26 protein-coding genes, 1 pseudogene, 1 riboswitch and 1 other annotated feature are annotated in these 23,880 nt (G+C 34.3%); of the genes and pseudogenes, 11 read left to right on the plus strand and 16 right to left on the minus strand.

The features are described 5' to 3' along the window. The first annotated feature begins 9 nt into the window (after nucleotides 1-9). Entirely contained in the window at nucleotides 10-990 is a 981-nt protein-coding gene (locus DPQ31_RS16440; protein WP_097959665.1) for an alpha/beta hydrolase, read from the plus strand. A gap of 550 nt (nucleotides 991-1,540) precedes the next feature. Here DPQ31_RS16440 and DPQ31_RS16445 read toward each other — a convergent pair. Further along, a complete protein-coding gene (locus DPQ31_RS16445) occupies nucleotides 1,541-2,263 on the minus strand; it encodes an N-acetyltransferase (protein ID WP_070173518.1) in 723 nt (240 codons plus the stop codon). A gap of 123 nt (nucleotides 2,264-2,386) precedes the next feature. Between DPQ31_RS16445 and DPQ31_RS16450 the strand changes: the two genes are divergently transcribed. Together DPQ31_RS16450 and DPQ31_RS16455 are read left to right on the plus strand one after the other, a co-directional pair. Then, nucleotides 2,387-3,226 carry a DUF2785 domain-containing protein gene (locus DPQ31_RS16450; protein ID WP_000355436.1) on the plus strand — a complete coding sequence of 280 codons (840 nt, stop codon included), beginning with the start codon at nucleotides 2,387-2,389 and terminating at the stop codon, nucleotides 3,224-3,226. A gap of 17 nt (nucleotides 3,227-3,243) precedes the next feature. Beyond that, a complete protein-coding gene (locus DPQ31_RS16455) occupies nucleotides 3,244-3,693 on the plus strand; it encodes an NUDIX hydrolase (RefSeq protein WP_097959664.1) in 450 nt (149 codons plus the stop codon). A 132-nt stretch (nucleotides 3,694-3,825) separates the two neighbouring features. Here DPQ31_RS16455 and DPQ31_RS16460 read toward each other — a convergent pair whose 3' ends face one another. The 6 genes from DPQ31_RS16460 to DPQ31_RS16485 all read right to left on the minus strand — a co-directional run bounded on the left by DPQ31_RS16460 (nucleotide 3,826) and on the right by DPQ31_RS16485 (nucleotide 8,816). Continuing rightward, the gene (locus DPQ31_RS16460) at nucleotides 3,826-4,080 is read right to left on the minus strand and encodes a YbeF family protein (protein WP_000004286.1); all 255 of its coding nucleotides are present in this window, start codon (nucleotides 4,078-4,080) and stop codon (nucleotides 3,826-3,828) included. A gap of 99 nt (nucleotides 4,081-4,179) precedes the next feature. After that, the gene (locus tag DPQ31_RS16465) at nucleotides 4,180-4,560 is read right to left on the minus strand and encodes a VOC family protein (RefSeq protein ID WP_097959663.1); all 381 of its coding nucleotides are present in this window, start codon (nucleotides 4,558-4,560) and stop codon (nucleotides 4,180-4,182) included. A 46-nt stretch (nucleotides 4,561-4,606) separates the two neighbouring features. Beyond that, the gene (locus DPQ31_RS16470; RefSeq protein ID WP_016108816.1) at nucleotides 4,607-5,647 is read right to left on the minus strand and encodes an ROK family transcriptional regulator; all 1,041 of its coding nucleotides are present in this window, start codon (nucleotides 5,645-5,647) and stop codon (nucleotides 4,607-4,609) included. 122 nt (nucleotides 5,648-5,769) lie between these two features. Beyond that, entirely contained in the window at nucleotides 5,770-6,963 is a 1,194-nt protein-coding gene (locus tag DPQ31_RS16475) for an MFS transporter (protein WP_097959662.1), read from the minus strand. Between the two features lie 69 nt (nucleotides 6,964-7,032). Beyond that, nucleotides 7,033-7,596: a maltose O-acetyltransferase gene (locus tag DPQ31_RS16480; protein WP_000845607.1), complete on the minus strand. Its 564-nt coding sequence runs from the start codon at nucleotides 7,594-7,596 to the stop codon at nucleotides 7,033-7,035. A 221-nt stretch (nucleotides 7,597-7,817) separates the two neighbouring features. Further along, a complete protein-coding gene (locus tag DPQ31_RS16485; RefSeq protein ID WP_208730730.1) occupies nucleotides 7,818-8,816 on the minus strand; it encodes a tryptophan--tRNA ligase in 999 nt (332 codons plus the stop codon). Between the two features lie 50 nt (nucleotides 8,817-8,866). After that, nucleotides 8,867-9,074 (minus strand) — a binding site (T-box leader). A gap of 135 nt (nucleotides 9,075-9,209) precedes the next feature. Between DPQ31_RS16485 and DPQ31_RS16490 the strand changes: the two genes are divergently transcribed. Continuing rightward, nucleotides 9,210-10,367: a 1-deoxy-D-xylulose-5-phosphate reductoisomerase gene (locus DPQ31_RS16490; protein ID WP_208730731.1), complete on the plus strand. Its 1,158-nt coding sequence runs from the start codon at nucleotides 9,210-9,212 to the stop codon at nucleotides 10,365-10,367. A gap of 28 nt (nucleotides 10,368-10,395) precedes the next feature. Here the strand turns inward: DPQ31_RS16490 and DPQ31_RS16495 are convergent, their stop codons facing one another. Together DPQ31_RS16495 and DPQ31_RS16500 are read right to left on the minus strand one after the other, a co-directional pair. After that, nucleotides 10,396-11,517, minus strand: a complete 1,122-nt coding sequence (locus DPQ31_RS16495; protein ID WP_208730732.1) for an AI-2E family transporter — start codon at nucleotides 11,515-11,517, stop codon at nucleotides 10,396-10,398. A 63-nt stretch (nucleotides 11,518-11,580) separates the two neighbouring features. Further along, nucleotides 11,581-11,829 carry a GlsB/YeaQ/YmgE family stress response membrane protein gene (locus DPQ31_RS16500; protein ID WP_000539733.1) on the minus strand — a complete coding sequence of 83 codons (249 nt, stop codon included), beginning with the start codon at nucleotides 11,827-11,829 and terminating at the stop codon, nucleotides 11,581-11,583. A gap of 231 nt (nucleotides 11,830-12,060) precedes the next feature. Between DPQ31_RS16500 and DPQ31_RS16505 the strand changes: the two genes are divergently transcribed. Beyond that, complete coding sequence (locus tag DPQ31_RS16505) at nucleotides 12,061-12,516, plus strand: GNAT family N-acetyltransferase (protein ID WP_208730733.1); 456 nt, start codon at nucleotides 12,061-12,063, stop codon at nucleotides 12,514-12,516. 43 nt (nucleotides 12,517-12,559) lie between these two features. Further along, a riboswitch (cyclic di-AMP (ydaO/yuaA leader) is annotated at nucleotides 12,560-12,702 on the plus strand. Between the two features lie 253 nt (nucleotides 12,703-12,955). Here the strand turns inward: DPQ31_RS16505 and DPQ31_RS16510 are convergent. Together DPQ31_RS16510 and DPQ31_RS16515 are read right to left on the minus strand one after the other, a co-directional pair. Then, nucleotides 12,956-13,755 (minus strand): annotated as a pseudogene (locus tag DPQ31_RS16510) (class I SAM-dependent methyltransferase). A 40-nt stretch (nucleotides 13,756-13,795) separates the two neighbouring features. Further along, on the minus strand, nucleotides 13,796-14,338 hold the full coding sequence (locus tag DPQ31_RS16515) for a CGNR zinc finger domain-containing protein (protein WP_141554762.1): 543 nt from the start codon (nucleotides 14,336-14,338) through the stop codon (nucleotides 13,796-13,798). A 112-nt stretch (nucleotides 14,339-14,450) separates the two neighbouring features. Between DPQ31_RS16515 and DPQ31_RS16520 the strand changes: the two genes are divergently transcribed. Continuing rightward, the gene (locus tag DPQ31_RS16520) at nucleotides 14,451-15,647 is read left to right on the plus strand and encodes an MDR family MFS transporter (protein WP_208730734.1); all 1,197 of its coding nucleotides are present in this window, start codon (nucleotides 14,451-14,453) and stop codon (nucleotides 15,645-15,647) included. 82 nt (nucleotides 15,648-15,729) lie between these two features. Here DPQ31_RS16520 and DPQ31_RS16525 read toward each other — a convergent pair whose 3' ends face one another. After that, complete coding sequence (locus DPQ31_RS16525; protein ID WP_098912567.1) at nucleotides 15,730-16,644, minus strand: tetratricopeptide repeat protein; 915 nt, start codon at nucleotides 16,642-16,644, stop codon at nucleotides 15,730-15,732. 372 nt (nucleotides 16,645-17,016) lie between these two features. Between DPQ31_RS16525 and DPQ31_RS16530 the strand changes: the two genes are divergently transcribed. Together DPQ31_RS16530 and DPQ31_RS16535 are read left to right on the plus strand one after the other, a co-directional pair. Continuing rightward, nucleotides 17,017-17,397, plus strand: a complete 381-nt coding sequence (locus DPQ31_RS16530) for a hypothetical protein (protein ID WP_208730735.1) — start codon at nucleotides 17,017-17,019, stop codon at nucleotides 17,395-17,397. A 76-nt stretch (nucleotides 17,398-17,473) separates the two neighbouring features. Then, on the plus strand, nucleotides 17,474-17,713 hold the full coding sequence (locus DPQ31_RS16535; RefSeq protein ID WP_000747675.1) for a DUF3923 family protein: 240 nt from the start codon (nucleotides 17,474-17,476) through the stop codon (nucleotides 17,711-17,713). A gap of 112 nt (nucleotides 17,714-17,825) precedes the next feature. Here the strand turns inward: DPQ31_RS16535 and DPQ31_RS16540 are convergent, their stop codons facing one another. From DPQ31_RS16540 to DPQ31_RS16555, 4 genes are all read right to left on the minus strand, one after another. Then, nucleotides 17,826-18,377 (minus strand): DUF2179 domain-containing protein, encoded by a 552-nt coding sequence (locus DPQ31_RS16540; RefSeq protein WP_000938448.1) that lies wholly within the window; start codon nucleotides 18,375-18,377, stop codon nucleotides 17,826-17,828. Nucleotides 18,378-18,575: 198 nt separating this feature from the next. Beyond that, entirely contained in the window at nucleotides 18,576-18,989 is a 414-nt protein-coding gene (locus DPQ31_RS16545; protein WP_023522542.1) for an ATP synthase subunit I, read from the minus strand. A gap of 53 nt (nucleotides 18,990-19,042) precedes the next feature. Beyond that, a complete protein-coding gene (locus DPQ31_RS16550; protein WP_087970353.1) occupies nucleotides 19,043-20,371 on the minus strand; it encodes a hemolysin family protein in 1,329 nt (442 codons plus the stop codon). Nucleotides 20,372-20,490: 119 nt separating this feature from the next. Continuing rightward, on the minus strand, nucleotides 20,491-20,871 hold the full coding sequence (locus DPQ31_RS16555; protein WP_002039109.1) for a MerR family transcriptional regulator: 381 nt from the start codon (nucleotides 20,869-20,871) through the stop codon (nucleotides 20,491-20,493). Nucleotides 20,872-21,214: 343 nt separating this feature from the next. On the opposite strand from DPQ31_RS16555, the gene DPQ31_RS16560 reads away from it, so the two are divergent. From DPQ31_RS16560 to rfbG, 3 genes are all read left to right on the plus strand, one after another. Beyond that, on the plus strand, nucleotides 21,215-21,928 hold the full coding sequence (locus DPQ31_RS16560) for a glycosyltransferase family protein (protein ID WP_261797458.1): 714 nt from the start codon (nucleotides 21,215-21,217) through the stop codon (nucleotides 21,926-21,928). A 115-nt stretch (nucleotides 21,929-22,043) separates the two neighbouring features. Beyond that, nucleotides 22,044-22,811 carry a glucose-1-phosphate cytidylyltransferase gene (gene rfbF / locus DPQ31_RS16565; protein ID WP_208730736.1) on the plus strand — a complete coding sequence of 256 codons (768 nt, stop codon included), beginning with the start codon at nucleotides 22,044-22,046 and terminating at the stop codon, nucleotides 22,809-22,811. A gap of 1 nt (nucleotide 22,812) precedes the next feature. Then, complete coding sequence (gene rfbG, locus DPQ31_RS16570) at nucleotides 22,813-23,868, plus strand: CDP-glucose 4,6-dehydratase (protein WP_070173527.1); 1,056 nt, start codon at nucleotides 22,813-22,815, stop codon at nucleotides 23,866-23,868. Nucleotides 23,869-23,880: the final 12 nt, after the last annotated feature.

Genomic DNA, 23,880 nt, shown 5'->3' on the forward strand with positions numbered 1-23,880 from the left:
GAATAAAAAATGACAAATAGACAGTGGAGAAAAAATGGTCCTATTCTAAGTACTGAAAATAGAAGCGGTTATTTTGATATTTCTTATGGGGCTGAATCAGAAGCACAAAAATTAGATATTTGGTTACCTGAAAAAGGAGATGGTCCATTTCCTGTAATTCTTTCTATACATGGCGGAGGATTTGTAGCTTGTGATAAAAGACAACAAGATATGATTGATCCGATGTTAGAAGGTTTAAATAGAGGATATGCAGTTGTTTCTATTAATTATAGATTAATAGGCGAAGCGATTTTTCCAGAACCAGTAAAAGATGTGAAAATGGCTATTCGTTTTATTAAAAAGAACGCTGCGAAATTTAATTTAGATTCGAATAGAATAATAACTTGGGGTGGTTCAGCAGGTGGATATATGGCCCTTATGACAGCGGTTTTTGAGAATGAAAATTTATTTGATAATGAAAAAGACCCTAATATTGATATTCAAACTGATGTTTCAGCAGTAGTTGCTTGGTATCCAGTTTCTGATTTTTCTCGTTTGGAGTATGATCTACAAGTAAATAGTATACTCAGAGATAACGGGTTATATGAAGTGGTAGATCGTAGCGATGAATATGAAGACGCTTTTCCAATTAGTAAGCGCAATGAATTTCCATATCATACAGAAGGTAGTACAGGAGCACAATTTGTTGGTGGACCAATCAATCAATTAACAAAACAAGTTGAACAAGCAAATCCTATTAGTTACATTCATAAAAACATGCCAAAAATACTGTTACAACATGGGAGTGGAGATGATATTATACCGATGCAACAATCAATTGATTTTGCTTTGAAAGTCAATAACTTATTAGGAAAAGATTATGCAAAGGTTGAAATCTTCCCTAATGCTATTCATGGTTCGGTGATGTTTGAAACGAAAGAAAATATTGAACGTATTTTTACTTTCATTGATAGTGAACTAGCATCTGTTCAAAAATATACAAGTAAATAATGGAACGGCTAATGAATTATGAACTGTACTTTATAAGATAGACAGTTTAATATAAAAATCATAAAAAATTAAGTACTTAAGAGATGGTTTTGGTATTCTACCAGAGCCATCTTTTTTAGTTTCTACTGATAAGGATTATAACCTTCCATATATCCCTTTATGACAAATTGAAGGAATTCACATGCTTCACAAACTTTATAATTTAATTCATCTTTCATATGTCAAAAAACACCCATTATCAGATTACGATGTAACAAAAACGAACATTTATGTTTCCACTATCCTCAAAGATTATTAGTTGGTAAACAATGTATGACTACGATTTAGTTTTTCACGTATATCAGTTGTCCCCTGTATACAAAGGGGAACAACCTTGCAACTTTTTTATAAATAATATGACTTTATTCCAAAACTACACTAGGGGGATTTTTTAAATTCCCTACTTAAAGTTATTTATCCCAATCGGTCCCCCTTTTTCACTTTTTGTTGAGGCTCTATAAGTACAACACCTTGTTCTGCATAACCCCCTATCACTACATCTTTCATCCTCCTAAAACTTCCTCACATATCGCTCAGTAGAACTAAGCAGCTGACATCCATTCTTCCCAAAAACATCCTTCATCCACTCATTTTGTACATTTGTCTCGCCAATATAATAAGATGCACCTATTTCCTTTAAGACAAACATTGCACCTGTAAAGAATGCTGCTTCGTACCCTTTATTTCGCATATTTGGAGCCATTACGAAATACATAAGTTTCCCTTCTTCTAACGTACCTTTCTCAATATGCGGGATTACAATTCCTATTGGCTCTTCGCTTGCAACTGCTGTTAAACAATGTTCTTTCCATTGTTCACCAATTTCTTGTTCCATCATATGTACAAATTGATTATAGTCGACTTGTTCTTCCGTCATTTCGTTCCAAAAAGAATAAAAAGTATCCTCTCCTACTTCTTCAATCAGCTTAAAATCAATTTCACTTTCTACATCTTCTACTTCATATATATCCTTAAATACAATCATGTTTTCAGTAACATATTCAAATGAATACGTTTCAAAACATTTCTTATACACATCATAATTTGGACTTTTTGAAGAGATCTCAAAATGTAATTTTTCTACCCCCTCTTTTTCAGCCTCAGCAACGCAATATTGCATGATCTCTTTTAATTGCTCTTCTGTAAAAGCCTCTGCATTATTTTCTTTTATCATGATAGAAGAAGCACTTCTTCTTATTTTAAAATGTTTTTCTAACTGTTCTATTGTCGTCATATTCTTCCCTCATCTATGTCATACTCGAATTTCTAATGGTTCTCCTTGCATGAGCAGGATTGTCCTTGAATATATAGAATACTAGAAAAGATCGCATCTTTAAAGTGCGGAGGAGGTTCTCCATTGGATATTACAGCATTGCAACAACAGTTAGAGCTTATACAACAAAATGACTATACGCAACTGCATCATATAAATGTAAATGAGTTAACTTTGAACATGCTTCAGTACATCGGAACGACTGATAGTTACGTTCGTTACCAACTTATATATAAATGTTTTGCGCATTTCATTCATCATGAATTCCTTATGGACGATCAGCTGAAATTACTGTTGCAAACATGTTTAAGTGATGAGTATTTATATTGTGACATTTACTCCCCACATACAGATGGGGTTTTCACACGTTCTTACACTGTTTCTTTAATTGCGTTAATACTTCAATTCGCTAACTCTCACTACTTTTTTACAGAAGAGGATATTGAAGAGATAAAAAATAAACTCATTACATATACAAACTTAGAAATGGATTTTCGAGGATATATCGAAAATAAAGGATGGGCTCATTGTATCGCCCACGTATCTGATGCTTTCACTGAAATTGTTCATAATTCACATACGACTTTTGAGTGGTATGAAGAGCTCATTCATTGTTTATTAAATAAAATCTTCATTCCATCTGATATTTTTCATAATAACGAAGATGAGCGTATTGTTACGCCATTAATATCCATGCTGTATCATGACTTCCAGCAAGATGAGTTAATTTCAATTATTTATAAAAAAATAAAAAGGCTTCCTCAAATTAGAAAACGCCTTTCGCTTAATGAGTATTGTATTTTATGTGCCAACATTAAAACCTTTTTACGTACATTATTTTTTAGAACAAAAGATGATCATAACTTAGCCTATACAGCACGTAAAACAGAAAAAATGTTAAAAGAACTCCCAAACTATTATTAAATACAAGGAGAAAAATTATGGGTTATATTGAAGACGTAAGAAATCTAGTAGGAAATCATCCACTTATATTAATAGGCTCACACGCCATTATATTAAATGAGAAAAATGAAGTATTACTACAGCTCCGAACAGACTTTAACCGCTGGGGTATTATTGGTGGTGCCTTAGAATATAATGAGACGTTAGAAGATGCTTTAAAACGAGAAGTATTTGAAGAAACTGGGCTTATCATTAAAAATCCAGAACTGTTCCGTACATACTCAGGAACAGATTTTTTTCAAATCTATCCAAACGGCGATCAAGTACACGGTGTACTCGTTGTTTATATTTGCCGAGAATTCCACGGTGAACTTGTATGTGATCAAGCTGAGTCAAAAGAATTACGCTTTTTTCCGCTTGATAGGTTGCCTATTACTCTTCATCCAGTCATTGAGCGGATTATTAAAGAGTTTCAGCACTCTAATTAAAAAACATTACAAAATAAGTACCTTATATTTTATATAAAAATATAACAACCTCATTTCTCGTCATTACAACGTGAAATGAGGTTGTTATCGTTCACCGTAAATCCCTATTTCCCCAAAAAATAATTAGATGATTTAACGTTCTTTTTCTACAGCTTTATATCCCTTTACAAATAAAATAGTTATATAAGAAATAATGAATGAAAAAACAGTATACATGCCCACCCAAAAGAAAAATGATGGATCGTACAATGTAACATTGAACATAAGAAAAATAAGAAATGTTACCATTGGCATCACGTAAAATGTACCTATTTTATATGTCACAGCTATTGAAAACATACAAATAAGCAATGGATATATACAGAAAATAAAAATTGACTCACTCAATGTTATGTCCCCCTTTCTGAAGAAATAATAGCTTTCTCTTAAACATTTTGGGGAACAACAAAGTTTTATATTTTTTATTCGTTATTAGTAAATAAAATGTTAGATTGTTATCTCGATCTGATTTCCTTCAGGATCACTTACTACACTTTCATAATAACCATCTCCTGTAGTGCGTGGGCCATTTAACAGAGTATATCCTGCTTCTCTTAACCTATCCGTTAATTGGTCCACTTTTTCTTTGCTACCTACAGAAAATGCCATATGCGCATATCCTACTGTTTGTTTTTTTATTACATCGTCTATCCCTACCTGTCTCATAAGTTCTAGACGCGCACCACCTTCAAAAGTTATAAAGTGAGATTCAAACTTTTTTTTCGGATTGTGATACAATACATTCGCTTCACCATTGAAGTACTGTTTATAGAAATCACGCATGCCTTCTAAATCATTCACCCAAATTGCTACATGTTCAATTCTCATAATCGACACCTTTTCTTTTTATGGTATTCAACCAACAATTTGATATTTAATTTTCTTTGCTTGTTCTTGTAATCATAAGATCAAGTCCAAGGCTTTTTAATCCATATAAATAATCTTCTTTCCAATCGCTTACTGTTATTTTCGGAATATGTTCCGCCGGAATGTACTGTGGACAACTTTTTACAATTTGATCTATTACAAATTGATTCACTTCATCATCACAGAAAATAAACGCATGTGGATTAATAATAGCTATACATGTAGAAATTAATCGAGTAATAGCATCTATATTATATTCCTCTGGATTATTCGAATCTCTCACTTCATCTCCACTTCTCAAAGCTTGTAAGAAATTTTTATTATCATACTGCGGAACGAAAGATATCTCTCCCGAGAAAAATGTACTTCCTCGGACTACATCCCCATTTATCATAATACCCGCACCTGGACCATTTTGACCTGAATACAAATATACAAGAGAGGAATTGTCATGGTTTCCAGTGTTTTTATAATAACCAAGCACTGCGGCATTCATATCGTTCTCTATTACTACAGGTATAGAGAACAGATTCTCCAAATGACTTTTTAAATTAAAATTTTGGAACTTTTCATAACCAGGTATATAAAAAATACGACCATTATCTACCGAACCGGGCACACCAATTGATATAGAGCTTATTTTCGGGAATGTAGCGATAAGACTTTCAATATGCTTAGATAATAGGTTTACGCCAGTATCAATTAATACACTTGAAGTACTTCCTTTTTCTTTTACTTCCCCTAAACAGTTAAAAATCGTATAGTTTGTCTCATTTTTTTCTAAAAATATCGCTAAACCTAACATATATTCCGGATTATAAGCATATCGTTTCGCTCTTCTTCCACCACTTGAATCATCTAAACCGACTAAAGTGACTTCACCGTCTTGTTTCATATTTTCTATAAATTTACTTATCGTTGGAAAACTGATTTCTAATGTATTACTAAGTTCAACTTTCGTTGCACTACCTCGCTCTAGAAGAGCTGTACGAATGCCGCGAAGGATCGTCTCTTTAATCGATTTTTGAGTAACAAATTGTTCACTCAAATCGCTCACCACCTTAATCAACATACTTATTAAACACTTTTAATAAGTTGCGTTGACAATATATCACACATCATTTTCTAAAGCAATAGAGATGATATATTTCCACTGCATGCACTCCTTGTTTAGCTCGATTTATTCTCTCTCGTAACAGACGATACAATTCCAGATAAGAGAACAAATAATAAAACAGCTAGCAAGGCATTACGTATTCCGAATGATTCCCCTAGTATACCTAAAAATGGCGGTCCGACTAAAAAAGCTGTATAACCGATGATAGAAACTGCAGCAACATTAGAAGTCGCATTTTCACGATCATCTCCAGCAGCAGAAAGACCAATTGGGAAACCTAACGCCGCACCAATCCCCCACAGCACTACACCAACTGCTAGAAAATACGAGTTACTCCCAAATATTACGATTAAAATCCCTATAATCGCCACCATAATAGTAGCACGTACGACAGCGACACGACCGAATCGATCAAGGAAATAACTACTACACATACGAGCTAACGTCATTGCCAATACAAAAATTGTGTACATAATAGAACCTGTCACTACACTTTGCTGATGTCCATCTACCATCACGATAGGCAGCCAATCATTTGCACTTCCTTCTGCAAATGCCATTCCAAACACAAAAAGACCAATTAAAAGCACCTTCTTTTCCATACGTAAGGAAGTACGCTTCGCTCGCTTTTTGTTCTGCGATTTCTCTTTCTTTCCTGTTCCGTGCGGAAGATAACGATACACCATACATACAAGTAATAAAAACACGGCCGAAATCGCAAGAAACTGATACAGGATTGGGATGTGAAGCGAGGCGGCGACAGTGCCACTGAGCGCGCCTACTAAAGTTCCTACGCTAAAAAAACCGTGGAATTTCGGTAGAAGTGTCATTCCTAATTTCTGCTCTATTGAAGAGCCTTCTACATTCAATGAGACTTCTGCCAACCCATATCCTACTCCAAATACTAGCAAGCTACCAAAAGTCCCTATGCTAGAAACAAAATAAATATTAATACCTAAACAAAGTAATCCAACAATTATTAAAAACATACTGCCTATAATAACGTCTCTAGCTCCCTTACAGTCAATAAAATGACTTGCACTCAGTAAACCAATTATTGAACCGACAGATAAACCGAACAAAATCCAGCCCATTTCTGCATTTGAAACTGCTAAAATATCTCGCGCCGCTGCTGTTCTAGAAATCCATGTAGCAAACGCGACACCTGGCAAAGCAAATAAGAGAAAAAGAGCGTTTCGATAGGCAAGTAATGTCTTTGTATGATTGCCCGCACTATTTTTCTTCATATGAAACACCTTTCACATTGTCTATACGATACGACACCAGTTTATTCAAGCATCCGTGAAAAACGATTTCTATAAGTCTATCATTTTCATAACTTTGGCTGGGTTACCACCAACAACTACATTACTAGGTACATCTTTTGTCACAACTGCTCCTGAAGCAATTACAGCATTGTCTCCAATTGAAATACCAGGGTTAATTATAGCTCCCCCGCCAACCCAAACATTGTTACCAATCTTTACAGGTTTCCCATATTCTTTGCCAGAATTCCGTTCTACTGGATGCAACGGATGCGTAGCAGTGTAAATGTGAACACCAGGTGCAAACATACAATTATCACCGATTCGAACTTCACAAACATCTAAAATCACACAATTAAAATTTGCGAAAAAGCTCTTTCCAACATGGATATTGTAACCGTAATCACAACGAAAATCAGGATTAATGTGGGTTTTCCCATCAGCGGAAGAACCTAAAAGCTGATTTAATAACGTAAAACGTTGTTCATCTCCTGTCTCCATTGCCTCGTTATAAAGGCGTGTTAAACGTTTTGCCTCCACCCTATCAGCCACTAATTCTTCGTCATCCGCAATATACATTTCTCCCGCCAACATCTTTTCTTTTTCCGTTTTCATAGAATCATCTCCTTTGTAATCAAATGAGTCCCACTTATTAAACTTCTTTAATAAGTGGCTTTAATCACACTTATTAAACACCTTTAATAAGTACCCCTATATTAACATACTTTTTAAAATGTGCAATTAATAAATTTAGAAAGACGATGCAAATTCCTCATTTTGCATGTAGATATAACGAATAAATAATTAAAATTCATATAGAAAAAACAAGGGAACGCTCAGCGTTCCCTCTCAAATCCAATCCGTTTTTTAATTTCCACCAAATTCACCTTCGCAATAGCCCCTGCCCTCTCAGCACCTTTTTCTAACGCTTCATATAGTAAATGCGGTTCATTCATATACGTTGCGTATTTTTCCCGAGGTCCTGCTAACTCACGATCTACAACGCGAAATAACTCTTTTTTTACATCACCCCATCCGATTCCAGTTTCATATTTTTCACGCATTGACTGAATTTCATCTTTTGTCGCAAATTCTTTATAGATTGTAAATAACGTTTCTAGTTCTTTCGGTTCATTTGGAAGTGAAGAATCTGTTTTTATTTTTAAAATAAGCTTTCGTAGTTTTTCTCGCTCTGCAAATAACGGGATAACATTCCCATAACTTTTACTCATTTTTCTTCCATCAAGACCAGGTAAAATTGCCCATTCTTCTTGCACTACATACTCTGGAAGCGTAAATGTCATGCCAAATGTATGATTAAAATACGTCGCAATATCACGCGCGATTTCAATATGCTGAATTTGATCTTTTCCAACAGGTACATGAGTAGCTTGAAATAATAATATATCAGCCGCCATTAAAATCGGGTACGTATATAACCCCATATTCACACCTGCATCAATTTCTAATCCCGCTTCTTTATTTTGCTCTACCTTCGCTTTATATGCATGGGCACGATTCATAAGCCCTTTCGGAGTTAGACAAGCTAATATCCAAGCTAATTCCAAAATCTCTGGCACTTCTGTTTGTCGATAGAAAATAACATCTTCTCCAAGTCCGAGTGATAACCATGTAGCTGCTACCTCTTTTGTATAACTACTGAACTTCTCTGGATCATGCACTGCATTTAACGCATGATAATCAGCTATAAAGTACAATGCTTTTCCTTCATTATTTTTTGACATTTGCAATGCAGGTTTAATTGCACCAATATAATTTCCTAAATGCGGATAACCCGTTGGTTTAATTCCTGTTAACATTATTTTTTCGCTCATACTAACTCCTCCTTTCTCAAAATAAAAAACAAAAAGAGTCTCTCATCCTTAAAAAGGACGAGAGACTCCCGCGGTACCACCTTTATTAGCTATCATTAGCTCACTTCATACTTCGATAACGTGAAGTAACCGTCTTTACCTACTCATTTCAGTTAGAAGCTCCAGAGCCCATTCCATATTCATCCCTTACTGATTTCCACCACATATCAGCTCTCTGAAAAGTTTTGAACATGTACTCTTCTCTTTCATTGCTTTTTCGTTTTTTACAGTTTATCACATTCCCTTTCCAATTAAACCCTAATTTTCTGTTTTATATAGCAGGAATTTCCACCTTAATTGTCTAATAATATATAGGTTTGCAGAAGTAATCGAAACAACTTTGGAGGTTTTTTCATGGTAAAATATATATCCATTTTAGGTTCAACAGGATCCATTGGCACATCTGCATTAGATGTCGTTTCCGCTCATCCTGAACATTTTAAAATCGTCGGTTTAACCGCAAATTATAATATCGATCTTCTCGAAAAACAAATGGAATCGTTTCAGCCTCGTATTGTAAGCGTAGCGACAAAAGAATTAGCGGACACATTACGTTCTCGTATTTCAACAAATACAAAAATTACATATGGAACTGATGGTTTAAATGAAGTATCTACCCATCCTGATACAAATCTTGTATTAAGTTCAGTTGTCGGTGTTTCAGGTTTACTCCCAACAATTGAAGCATTAAAGGCGAAGAAAGATATCGCCATCGCTAACAAAGAAACTTTAGTTGCCGCTGGTCATATCGTAACTGGACTAGCGAAACAAAACGGATGCCGCCTAATTCCAGTCGATAGTGAGCATTCAGCTATTTTCCAATGTTTAAACGGAGAAAATAATAAAGAGATTGAGAAGTTAATTGTCACAGCTTCTGGCGGCGCTTTTCGTGATAAAACACGTGAAGAAATGAAAACATTACAAGCGAAGGATGCTTTAAAACACCCAAACTGGTTAATGGGAGCAAAACTAACGATAGATTCTGCCACGTTAATGAATAAAGGGTTTGAAGTGATGGAAGCTAAATGGCTGTTCGATATTCCTTATGAAAAAATTGATGTTATGATTCATAAAGAAAGTATCATTCACTCTTTAGTGGAATTTATTGATGGATCAGTCATGGCACAACTCGGTGCTCCTGATATGAGAATGCCGATTCAATATGCGTTTCACTACCCTACTCGACTACCTTCATCCTATGAAAAATTAAATTTATTAGAAATTGGTAGTTTGCATTTTGAAAAACCAAATTTAGAGAAGTTCCCCTGTCTACAATACGCATTTGAATGTGGCAAAATTGGCGGTACAACTCCAGCCGTATTAAATGCAGCGAACGAAATTGCAAATGCACTATTTCTTAAAAATGAAATTGCATTTTTCGATATCGAAAAAACAATTTACAATACAGTTGAAGCTCATCATAACGTAAAAGATCCTTCACTCGATGCTATATTAGAAGCTGATCAATGGGCACGCCAATACGCAAATCAATTATTAATAAAAAAGAGCTAAAACAGTTTTCTCTGTTTTAGCTCTTTTTTTACGTATTCAATTTTACAAATCTATAACCATGTGTAACTAACACTTTTAATATCGCATATCCTGGAATTGCTAAAACTATCCCCATAATACCGAATAAGTTACCGGCAGTTAAAATGATAAAGATTATTGTAATTGGATGGATATCTAGCTTTTTCCCCATTACTTGCGGGGAGATAAACTTACCTTCTGCTAATTGCACAACCATCATAACGATAATTACCTTTAAAACCATTCCTGGCGAGTCAATAAATGCGATAATTAACGCTGGAGTTATTGCAATAACTGGACCTACGTACGGAACGATATTTACAATCATCGCTAAAATAGCAAGTAATACCGCATATTTAATACCAATAATAAGATAGCCAATTAATAGCATGATACCGATAAACAAGCTAACGATAATTTGCCCTCTTATATACGAACTAATCGCATAATGCATATCATCTAGTATTCTCATTGCTGCCGGTTGTCTTTGCTCTGAAATAAACTTCAAAAAGTGATTCGGTAATTGTTCACCATCTTTTAATAGATAGAACAATATAAACGGAACCATGACAAAGGTTAAAACAACTTCTGTAAGTGTACTTAAAAATCCAGTTACATTTCCAGTCACTGATGATAATGACTTTGTAAAATCACCTGTATAGTCTTTTACTATATTCGCTACATCAATATTTAAATTCTCCTGAATTTTACCAAGTAAATTACTTTCCCCAAATCTACGTGCTGCTCGTTCGATTTCATGACCGAAATACGGTAAGTTATCTATTAATGCATCAATTTGATCTTTAATAATAGGGATAACCGTTACAACTAAAAACACAAATAATCCTAGTACTATTAAATATATCGAGGCTATCGATACGATTCTTGAAACACCTTTCTTTTCTAAAAGTGAAACGAATGGGTGCAAGATATAAAATAGCACTCCGGCTAATAATACCGGGAAGAATATTGTTTTTAAAAAGACGATAAACGGAGTAAAAACGAAAGAAATTTTTGTTAGCAATAATATGTTAATGAACAATAATGCAAATCCAAGTAACACTGCTAAATAATTTTGTTCCCTAAAAAACTTTTTTAACTTGTCTCTTTTTCTTATATTTACTTTTTCCAATGAAACCACCTCTTTGAATGATGAAAAGCCCTTACTCAGGGCTTTTCATCATTATCTATATCTTTATTTCCTTGCAGCTTTCACTACAAATGATACAATAAGAATTAATACGATTGCTCCTAATAATGCTGGCACGACATGAATTCCACCAAATGATGGCCCAAAAGATCCAAATAATCTACCACCTAACGAAGCACCTAATAAACCTGCGATAATATTTCCGAACATACCGCCTGGGAAATTTTTACCTGTTATAGAACTAGCAATTGCACCTATAATAGCACCAACTATTAATGTGATAATCCATCCCATCTTTAGTCCTCCATTTCTATTATAGTCTGTATGCTCAAATACAAGAGTAGCAAAACTCTTATATAAGATTACAAATTCATTTACACTAACCATATTCTACTATAGAAACAAACGAAAGAGTAATATATGTAAGGAGATACATATATTATATGCAAAAAAGAAAATCATTGTCAAACTTACCCAAAAATTAATTATATTAATATACCATATTCAAAGGAGGCTTCACTATCTATGATTCTTAAGTTAAATGCCACTTCTTTTGAAGTTGCATCATCCATTTTACAAGTTCAAATTCCATCTTATAAAGTTGAAGCAGATTATTTAAACAGTACTGCAATCCCCCGTTTATATGATACTGTAAACGATATTCAAAATTGCGGTGAAACATTCTATGGATATTTTTCTGAAAATAAACTTGTCGGCTTTATTTCTTTTATGCAAGAAGAACAGCTAATTGATATTCACCGACTAGTTGTATCGCCTGATTTTTTTCAAAAAGGAATTGCAACGAAACTCTTAAGTTATATATTTAACATGTCCCCTTCTTCCATGGCATATATTGTACAAACAGGTAAAGCGAATACCCCTGCTATTGCATTATATAAAAAACACGGCTTCATTGAAGTAACCGATATAACAATTACCGATCGTATGATTCTTACACAACTAAAGAGACAGAAAACATAAAATAGTTTGACTCATTAGTTTATTTATGTTATCTTTTACTTTATAATACCTTTTGCTGAGTCCAAATTTTGGAGCGGGGGAACCATTTTTGTAGCAATGCTACTTGGGGCGAATCTTTTTTAAGTAGGGATACTCTCACTTCCCGAGTCCGACAGCTAACCTCGTAAGCGTAATGGGAGAGGAAGGTGCTTTTTGCCTATGTTACACAGTATACCTCCTTAACTATAAAATCTGGAATCGATATCATTTTAGAGACTTATATTTATAGAAAAGGAGAGATGTATTATGTTACGTTTATCTGATCACGCAATAAAAATGATGGAGCAAAGACTTCGACTCGAACAACACCGCACATATCAAGCAAATAAAGTTGTAGATAACTTACATCACAAATACTTTTTCCAACATATTTTTCAACCAAAAAGATAAGTACTGACCTTTAACAAAATACAGCGCACACTAAAAAAAGTGTGCGCTGTATTTTACATTTTCTTGCCTTCACAATAAAGTAGTTGGCACCATTCTAGCTTTATATAAAGAATAATATTTCGTAGAAGGTTCAGCTATTTCTTCATCTAATATACTTGACGGTTCAGGCTCTTCTATTCTCTCAATTATAAATCCCGCTCTATTTAACTCATTTATGTATGTGCTTATTTTCCTCTTATATAATGTTTCTTGTACTTCTTCTCCTTTAAATGTTTCAAACGTAATAGGTATTTTCTCATGATAAGAAGACTTTATAGCAACTTCTTCTGTACCATACTGTAAGTTTGAATATACTGGGTGCTCCCAACTAAAAATAAAACTTCCTCCTGGCTTTACATATGAATAAATCAGTTCCAACGTTTTTCTTAAATCCGAAGTCCAACCTAATGCATAAATGGAATATACAATATCAAAATACCCTTTCGGAATATTTCCTTCCTCTTCCATTGCTCCGCATATTAACTTTGGATTCCAATCCTTTAACGCCTTATTCGCTATTTCAATTTGTGCACTCGAAAGATCAAGCCCCCATAATTCCTCTGCCCCTTGTTCCGCCATATATTACAACGAATGCCCACTTCCACATCCAATATTAAGTACCTTTTTATCTTTAAATGAATCGAACAAATGAATCTCATCTTCAGACGCCGTATACGGTCCGTATTTCGGTAAACAATCCACTTGAAAAAAATAAGGTGCAACTGTATCCCAACACTTTTTATTAATAGCTAGCATTTGTGTGCCTTTCATATTCTACATTCCCCATCCATTTTGCTTTCTCTAATATTAATTACATATCATAACCAGATCGCCCTTTTCTCTTCGCCCGGTAGTTTTTCACTTTTGCAATCGTACCGCATGCTCTTCCTCCTTCTTCTCCAGCATACATACCACACCATCTTTTACTTCCATTTCGCGAATGATCATAAAATACCCAACGACAATCTGGACAGGCCTTTAACTTTCCCCACAACTTTTCTTGAATCGCCGTTAACACAATACTCAATACTTTTGTATACACATTCTCTTCTTGCACCGGTTCATATGTAACACTTTTCATATCTTCCTTTACATGTACATGAAATGGGTATTTCTCTAACCACTTTTGCAATGATTCTCCGCCTTCAATTGCCACCCGAATATCTTCTCGAAAACTTTTTAATTCCTCTATCGTATGAAATGGAACCTCTTCATGAAAATGTTCTTTCATAAAGAGCATTATATCCTCTTCTGTTTGTAGCAAATCAATTGCTTCTCTCGTATCGTTTGGTATTCTCCATGTATTTAAAAATTCTCGAATATATTCTAATTCATGTGGTGCGTTCTGATTCAATTCCATTCACCTTCTTCTTAAAATTTACTTTTTTCTGACTTTATGTATAATTATAATATAAAATAGTTAACCATTAAATAATTTTACTGGTTACAATATTAGGAGGAGTTCTATGAAAAGTTTCTCAATACCGATACGTTTCATGCTTATTTCTTCATTCTTTATGTCTTTTGGGTATTTTGCAGTATACGCATTTTTAGCTATTTATCTATTAACCTTTCTTCATTTTTCTGCTGTCCAAGTAGGAACAGTATTGACGGTTATGACAATCACATCACGAGTTATCCCATTATTCTCAGGGTTAATTGCTGACAAAATAGGCTATATCATCATGATGATAGCCGGATTATTTTTAAGAGGAATCGGATTTATCGCTTTAGGAATATGCTCTGATTTCTATACAATTTCTATTTCTTCTGCACTTATTGGCTTCGGAACCGCATTTTACGAACCTGCTGCTCGCGCCATATTCGGCTCACAACCAGCTCATATGAGAAAAAATTTATTTACATATTTAAACCTTAGTTTTAATTGCGGTGCAATAATTGGACCAATTGCAGGAGGATTCTTACTCTTACTCGATCCCATCTATGCTTTCTTTCTAACAGGATCACTTATGCTGTTATTCGCTTTTATCTTTTACTTACTTAAAAATCACTTCCAAGTCACTACTGAAAACACAACTATTACATTAGGAATACAGGCTATCTTACAAAACAAGCCTTTTCTTCTGTTTTCATTTATCATGATTTTCTTCTATATTATGTTTACTCAGCTTACTGTCGCACTTCCACTTCATATGAAAAACATTAGTAATAGCAACCAGCTTGCTACACTCGTTATTACGATAAATGCAATAACAGGCGTTATATTTATGGTGTTATTTCGAAAACTATTTCACAAATACAACACGCTGTCGATTATTAAATACGGTATTTTATTAATGGGCATTTCCTTTTTACTCATCCCTTTATTCCAGCACCCATATTGGTTATTTATTTGTGTAATTTTATTTACAATTGGTGAAACACTCGTATTACCTAACGCTGATATTGCTATTGCAAATTACAGTAACGAATCATATACAGCTACTTATTTCGGATTCTATCAACTATCACTCGCATTTGGTTTTATCATCGGTAATTATACCGGTACATCTTTTACATCCAACTTAAACGGAATGTATACACCATGGCTTATTTTCGGCGGAATAGGACTTATTGGTTTTATTTCACTACATATTTTAAATATAAAAAAAGGATTACCTAAGGAGGATATATACCTATGTAATGATACGAAACATCTTTAACAAATTTCAGTCGAGATGGTACCTTTAGACAAGCGACCTATAATAAAAAAATTCGACCGTCATGTTTGACAGTCGAATCTTTTTATTCTTCATATTCAAGATGATTATGTCTTTTACAACCAAATAAATAGCAACCCCCTATATGATAAGTTTCAAATTCTAACCCTGGAACATATCCAGATTTGATACGTTCTATCATTTTTTTATAACAATTATTCTCTTCTGTATATTCCTCAATTAACTCTTTCTTATCTTTTTCTGTCCAGTTTTCTTCTACTTCTTCAGTCTGAACATCTTCTATTTCTGCTGTTTTCGCTTCGATAGATTCCCGTATCACTTCATTTATACGCGTGAAATTATTAGCTTTATATAGAGCATAAACAAATCTACCAATCCAATTGGGGCTTTTCCAAACTTCCTTGTATCCCCTTTCGAACCATTCAATTGCTTCTTTATAGCAATTCAACTCGACATATAAATCTGCTACATGAATTTCTCCTATAAGATCATCAGATTCCCTGTTAAAAGTATCTAACTTCTCTTTCGCTTCTGTCGTTCTCCCTAAATCAATTAAACATTTTACATAGCTATACATGATATAGTCCGAATCCCCTGCAACTCGCAAGAAAAATTCCGAAGCTTTTTCCAGCTCTCCAAGGTTATAATGAGCTACAGCTACATTGTGATATGCTTCATTGGATGGTTGAATGGAAATAGACTTTTGTAATACTTCTTTCGCTTCTTCCCACTTTTTTTGTTTTATGTAAATTTCCCCTAAGATGTTATAAGGAAAGTATGAGGAAGGATTCAACTTAACAACTTCTTTTATTAATTCAAGAGCTCTAGCATCATCCTCTTCCTCATAAAAGTACATCCAAGCAAGATTATTGAGAGATTGCACACCTCTAGATTCATGTACCGCTCGTTGAAATAGTTCCATTGCTTTCTCATATTCATTTTGTTCAAACATTTCAATTGCCTTCTCGTTAATGTTCAAGTAACTACCTCCGAAGTGAATCAATTCATCTATTCCATATTATTATTTTAAAATGTAACAATTTTAATTTCCATAAAAAATAAGTTCACTTCGTATTAAGTTCTTTCTCCTGTCTACATTTCATCATATATTTGGATATCCAATTCGTAATGATTTTAACAACACCGCTTTCGAAAGAAAATATATATCTACTGTAAAAATACTGATTTACAACAATAAGTAAACTTTTCAATCTCTCTTAAACTGGATGTACACCCTGTTACATTTTACATATTATGGTACAATTAAAATGAGTACTAGCTAAACATTTACGCTCCACACTAGCAGTCTAGCAATGCCAAAATCAAAAATCACTTGAAATTGGGGGATGTTATGAAAAAGAAATTAATTGTTCTTCTATTCATCGAAATCATATTATCAGGATGTTCAACTATAGCAGAAAATTCTTTAGAAACCGGAAACGGAAGTATGAAATTATTAACACCAACGATTACAACAAAAGATAATGAATTAGAAATTAAGACGGAAGGTATTGATGAAAATAAAGTAACTTTTATTTATGTCGCTAATAAAAAAGTATTGGAACAAAAAATAAAGAATAGTGAATCCTACAAACTTGATATTACAGGTATCAATGATGCTCATAGGACAGACTACAAGCCAAAAGTTCAACTTTTGCAGACTAAGGATGATAATAAAGATGGAGAGATGATAACTTTTAAGCAAGTTAGATATACAGTTAAAAACAATTAATTTTAGATTTATTTCATTATAAATGTAACGTACGAAAATATACTTTTAACAGAGGGTAAATGTAAGGGGTGCTAACATGAAAAAACGATGGATTTCTTGGTGGATTGGTAACATATTTTGGATTATCCTTTTTGGAGTGTGGGCAGCTATTATTTGGCTACGAGATGTCGATGGTGCTGGTGTTACTCAAACATCCGAAATTAAATCAATATCACTTATTGTTTTATTAATCGCGTTTATCATACCGATATTTATTCAAGTTATATGGCTAATCATTAATTTGAGGGTTAGTAGAAAAAACAATTATACGATTTAGTTTTTTAAATTAACAGATACATACTTTTTATAAAAAAGAGAGGAATCTAATTCGATTCCTCTCTTTTACATATGTGATTATGCCATGCTTTTAAAGCCGCACTATTCCCTTTTTACGATGCATGATCGTCTTTCTTCTTCTTCAACAACGCTCTCTTCTTCATCGCCTTCGTTAAATATCCGCCTTTAAACGAACGGATTTCATAAGAAGACATAAACGCTTTCGGTGCAATTTCATTAATAATTTCTAAAAGTTCTTTCTCTCTAGAGCGCTTTGCAACGATATCTAAGCGATAACGTATAGAATTAATTCCTTCACCTTCAAATACTGTAACGCCAAATCCACAGTGACGTAATTCATCTACTAATTCATTACAACGGTCTAGTAAACTAACTTGATACGTAATATATCCAATTGCTAATTTATTCTCTATATAACCGCCTAATAATAGTCCCGCACTAAAGCCGATGACATAGGCAACGATGTTCATCCAATTTGATAAATCTTGAAACACAATCCCTAAACTGACAATGTAAATAGCTCCTTCTAACAATCCTACACCAGCAGCGGATCTTGTTTGATTCTTTACAAGCAAAATCGTTCGGATTGTTAATACTGGAACATATATAATTTGAAGCACAAAAATAAGTAACGCTTGTAACATTGGTATCCACCTCTTTCAAAAAGTCTTTTGTCATAATAACATACATAACCTTTAGAAATCGATGGGTTTTTTAAAAATTTTTTATTATTTTTTATACTATTGAAAAGTGCAAAAAAGAAGCGTATCATATTTGTCGTTAATTTGATTACTTGTATAATATCGCTAAACTAAAAAAGGAACCCAATTAGGTCCCTTTCATCATAGCTCTATGTTTTTCGAAGCATGTTCCCTTTGCTTCTCTTCTTCTTTCACTAACTGAATATTTGCATAAGCTAAATTTGCAATCATTAAAAAGTGACCACCTAAAATACCTGTACCGAATGCCCACATTTCCATTTCATGCTCAATTTCATACATGATAATAGCTCCTAAAATAGCAGCTGCAAATCGGTTTAAAACTCCTAATCCAGGAGCCTTTTCCTTCATTACGATACTTTTTCCGAGCTTCTCCACTCTGCGAGCTAATAACCAAAGACAATAGGCACTTACTGCTAATCCAATACCAAACCCTGTCACTTGTTTTCCAAACGGAGTAATCGTCCACATAAGTAGTAAACCACTAAAGATCACATACAATTGTAATCGATATACACGTAAGGCTTCTTGAATCAAAATATCCGCTCCTAAGTTCTCATTTTTTTGTACTTTAGAAGAAAAGCAGCAACTTACACAGTTGCTGCTTTCTCTTCTTCTTGTTCTTGTTCCATCTTACGAATTTCAACACGTTTAATTTGGTAAGCGTCTTTTTCTAACACTTTAAATTCATAACCTTCTGCCTCAACGTGTTGTCCTTCTTCGATTTCATGATTTTGCATCATAATCCATCCACCGATTGTATCCACATCATCTTCTTCGATGTGTAATCCAAATAAATCTTTCACTTCTGAGATAAGCACTTTTCCATCAACAATTTTATGGTGCTCATTCACATGTTGGATTGGTGGCGCTTCATCTTCATCATATTCGTCACGAATTTCGCCGACGATTTCCTCCAAGATGTCTTCAAGCGTTACAATTCCAGCTGTCCCTCCGTACTCATCATATAAAACAGCCATCGGAATTCGCTTCTTCTGCATTTGGAGTAATAAATCGTGAATTGGAGTCGTTTCCATCACTTCAATAATCGGACGCATATACGAGCGAATTGATGATAAATCTTTTTGATCTTCGGTCATATATCGAATAAAGAAATCTTTTACGTTAACCATACCGATAATATCATCTTTATCTTCTCCAAAAATCGGATAACGTGTGTATCGCTCATTTTGGATTACTTTCATGTGTTCTTCTACTGAATCTTCCAGGTAGAAACCAATGATTTCTGTTCGCGGTACCATAATCTCTTTTGCAATGCGATTATCAAATTCAAATATATTATTTACATACTTGTATTCAGCTTGATTAATTTCGCCACTTTCATAGCTATCTGAAAGAATAAGACGCAATTCTTCTTCTGTATGAGCTACTTCATGTTCAGAAGCTGGTTTCAAACCGAATAAACCAGTTATAATACGAGCTGAACCGTTCAATACCCAAATAAATGGATACATTACTTTATAGAACATCATTAATGGACCTGCCAATAATAACGTTACCCTTTCAGCCTTTTGAATTGCCATCGTTTTCGGAGCTAATTCCCCTACTACAACGTGTAAATACGTCATAATCATAAAAGCAAGACCAAATGTTAATACTGATGAAATAGAAGGATTTAAGTTCCATTTCTCAAATAACGGGTGTAATAACTTTTCGATTGTCGGTTCACCTAACCAACCTAATCCCATAGCTGTAACTGTAATACCTAATTGACAAGCAGATAAATATTCATCTAAATTTGTTGTTACTTTTTTCGCTGCTAAAGCACCGCGTTTTCCTTCCGCAACAAGCTGATCAATACGACTTGAACGTATCTTTACAATCGCAAACTCTGCTGCTACGAAAAATCCAGTAAATGCGATTAAAATCGCAACCATGACTAAATTAAATATTTCCAATGAATCCCCTTAGTTAAAAAACTAAGGTGTCCACCTCCTGTATACTATAATGTTTTCTTATTTGTTCGTTAGAAAACATAGCCCGATACAAAAATTAAAGAGGTCGGATTTCACTTATTCTATAATAATAGAGCAAGTGTCTGTATTAAAGCTGTCGTTTGACATGATAAAGATTTCGATATTTTTTCACGTTGTGAATCAGTCAATCCATCTAAAAGCGGCTTTAACTCTGTTAACTCTGCTTCTAATCGATGAATATGGTCTGTCACTTCATTCACTTGTTTCGAAACGTGTTCATTGATACCGAGCAGCTTCTTATTCTCCTCGATTTTCTCTTTAATCTCACAAAGCGGCATATGCATTTCTTTGCACTTCTCAATAAATTGTAATGTCTCAAATGCTGTTTCGTCGTAATAGCGATAATTAGATTGAGATCGCTCCGCTTTCAAGATACCTAGATTCGTATAATAATCAATCGTTCGTTTCGACACGTGAGCCATGAGAGCCAACTGTCCGATTCGATACACCTTCCCAACGATCTTCCCCCCTTGTTTATATTACTACCATCATACAACACATAAACTGTACAGTCAAACGTGACGGTTTGTTGTTCACAATTTATACAAACTTACAAGATCAACCTACTATTACACCCGTAATTTACGGCTATACAATAAAATTACTAAACTATTACCTAATCACTATATAGCCCACACCTTTTAACCTTTCTTATTTAAAAGCATATCCTACTAATAACGATTGCCTGTATAGGAGGAGATTGACATAAAAAGGACTATCATTTCTCATTTTTATAACGAAGAGTATTTACTCCCATGGTGGCTTATGCATCACACAAAAATATTCGATCACGGTATTTTAATTAATAGAGGTTCTACTGATCGTTCCGTAGAGATTTGTAAACTACTCGCACCCCACTGGGAAGTGCGAGACTCCAGATTTCTTGAGTTTGATCCAACTAATACTGATATTGAAGTGATGAAAATTGAAAGAGAAGTTTCAGGTTGGAAAATCGTTTTAAATACTACAGAGTTCTTTTGTTGTAATAATAAAGAAGAGTTTTTCTCATCTCTTCATACACTAGGACAAAATATGTATGCGATTAGAATGATTTTAATGATAGATAGTCATATTTACAATTATTCAAAGCCAAGATATTCTATCCCATTAGTAGAACAACGATACCACGGTGTCTTCCCTTATAACCCTAAACTCGGGTGTGCTTGGAGATTTATTCATAATCATCTAGATGGTGCATATTTACCTGGTAGACATTATTCACGGCACGGGAATATAGTTTATGACTACCCTTCATTTATTTTAAAATTTTATTTTAGCCCTTGGAATGAACAGTCCAAGGCAAGAAAATTACAAATTACACCTACCCTTTCAAAAATGGGTATTCAAATGGGACTTCAAACACATTACGGTCAATCTCCTGAAGAATTGGAAACCCGTTTTTTAGAACTTAGTAACGTAACACAAGACCTCCGTAATAATCCTGAATATCAAGAATTATTTCCAAAGTTCAAACCTTAATGTTTTCTGCCTTGCCATCACCTCACACAATTTCATCCGTTTAATCAAAAACCATCTCATTTGCATAAAATATGAATACTGTATATATAATAAATTTTTATTTTAGGAGGAAAAAATGAAAGCTGTTATTCTTGCTGGTGGGTACGGTACAAGAATTGGGGAAGAAACACATTTAAAACCAAAACCTATGATTGAAATTGGAACGAAACCTATTCTATGGCACATTATGAGTTTGTATAGTCATTACGGGATTACTGAGTTTATTATTTGCTTAGGCTATAAAGGATATGCAATTAAAGAGTTCTTTCTAAATTACAACTTACACATGTCCGATTTCACAATACATTTAAGCGATAACACAATTACTAGCCACTCTCATCGTGTAGAACCATGGAAAGTTACATTAATCGATACTGGTCTTAATACCGAAACGGGTGGACGAGTGAAAAAGATTCAAAACTATGTCGGAGACGAACCTTTCTGCCTCACTTATGGCGATGGATTAAGTAACGTAAATATAAAAGAACTTATTGCATTTCATAAAAAACATGGAAAAATGGCAACTGTTACCGCCGTACAACCTCCTGGTAGATTTGGTTCTCTCATATTAGATAAACAGTCTGTAACATCTTTTCAAGAGAAACCACTAGGTGATGGTGGATGGGTTAACGGTGGATTTTTTATTTTAAATCATGATATTTTCAATTACATTAGTGGAGATAAGTCTGTTTTTGAAACCGAAACTTTAGTTCAGTTAGTCAACAAAAATGAACTGGCAGCATTTCAACATACTGGTTTTTGGCATCCAATGGATACATTACGTGATAAGAATAAATTAGTCGAGTTATGGGAAAATAATAACGCTCCATGGAAGGTCTGGTAATATGACTTCATCATCTTTTTGGAATAAGAAAAAAGTATTTATTACAGGACATACTGGCTTTAAAGGCTCCTGGCTCACCCTTTTTTTAACTTCTTTAGGCGCAGAAGTAATCGGCTATTCTTCTCATCCTCCATCCATCCCTAACCTTTTTGAACAATGTAACGTAGCGAAAGAGTGCACAACAATGAAAGGAGATATTACAGATTACGATTCTTTATTACATGCCATTGGGCAACATAAACCCGACATTATATTTCATTTAGCAGCTCAACCAATCGTCACCACTTCATACAAAGATCCTATTGAAACATTTAAAACGAATGTTTTAGGTACTGTTCACGTACTAGAAGTAGCAAAGTACGTCGAAAGCGTACGTCTCATTATTAATGTGACAAGCGATAAATGTTATGAGAATGATGGGAGCGGTAATCGAGCATTTGTAGAATCCGACCGTTTAGGGGGCTATGATCCATACAGCGCTAGTAAAGCTTGTGCTGAATTAGTTGCAACATCGTATCAAAAATCTTTTTTTCACACGAACACCCTTTCACTCGCCTCAGTAAGGGCAGGCAATGTCATCGGTGGTGGTGATTGGGCAGAAAATCGCTTATTCCCAGATATCATTCGTGCATATTTACAAGACCATCCTTTAAGTATTCGAAACAAAAATGCTATCCGACCGTGGCAACACGTTTTGGATCCTTTACATGGATATATCCTTTTAGCTGAGAAACTTTGGAAGCATAAAGAGTATGCAGAAGCATGGAATTTCGGACCAATTAACGAGGCTAACAGAACCGTCCATGATGTCATTCAATCTGTAATAAAATTATGGAATAAACCATTAACAATACTTTCTCCCACTATAAATACTCCTTATGAATCACCTATTTTAACACTCGATAGTACAAAAGCAGTAAATAAACTAGGCTGGACTCCTAAGCTATCAACAGAAACTGCTATCGCTTGGACCGTTGAATGGTACGAAAAACATGCATCCGGTGAAAATATAGAATCGTTCACACGACAACAAATCGAAGCATTCAAAAATTTATAAGGGGGCTATAAA

Source organism: Bacillus sp. COPE52 (genome assembly GCF_003355115.1).
Classification (GTDB): Bacteria; Bacillota; Bacilli; order Bacillales; family Bacillaceae_G; genus Bacillus_A; species Bacillus_A toyonensis.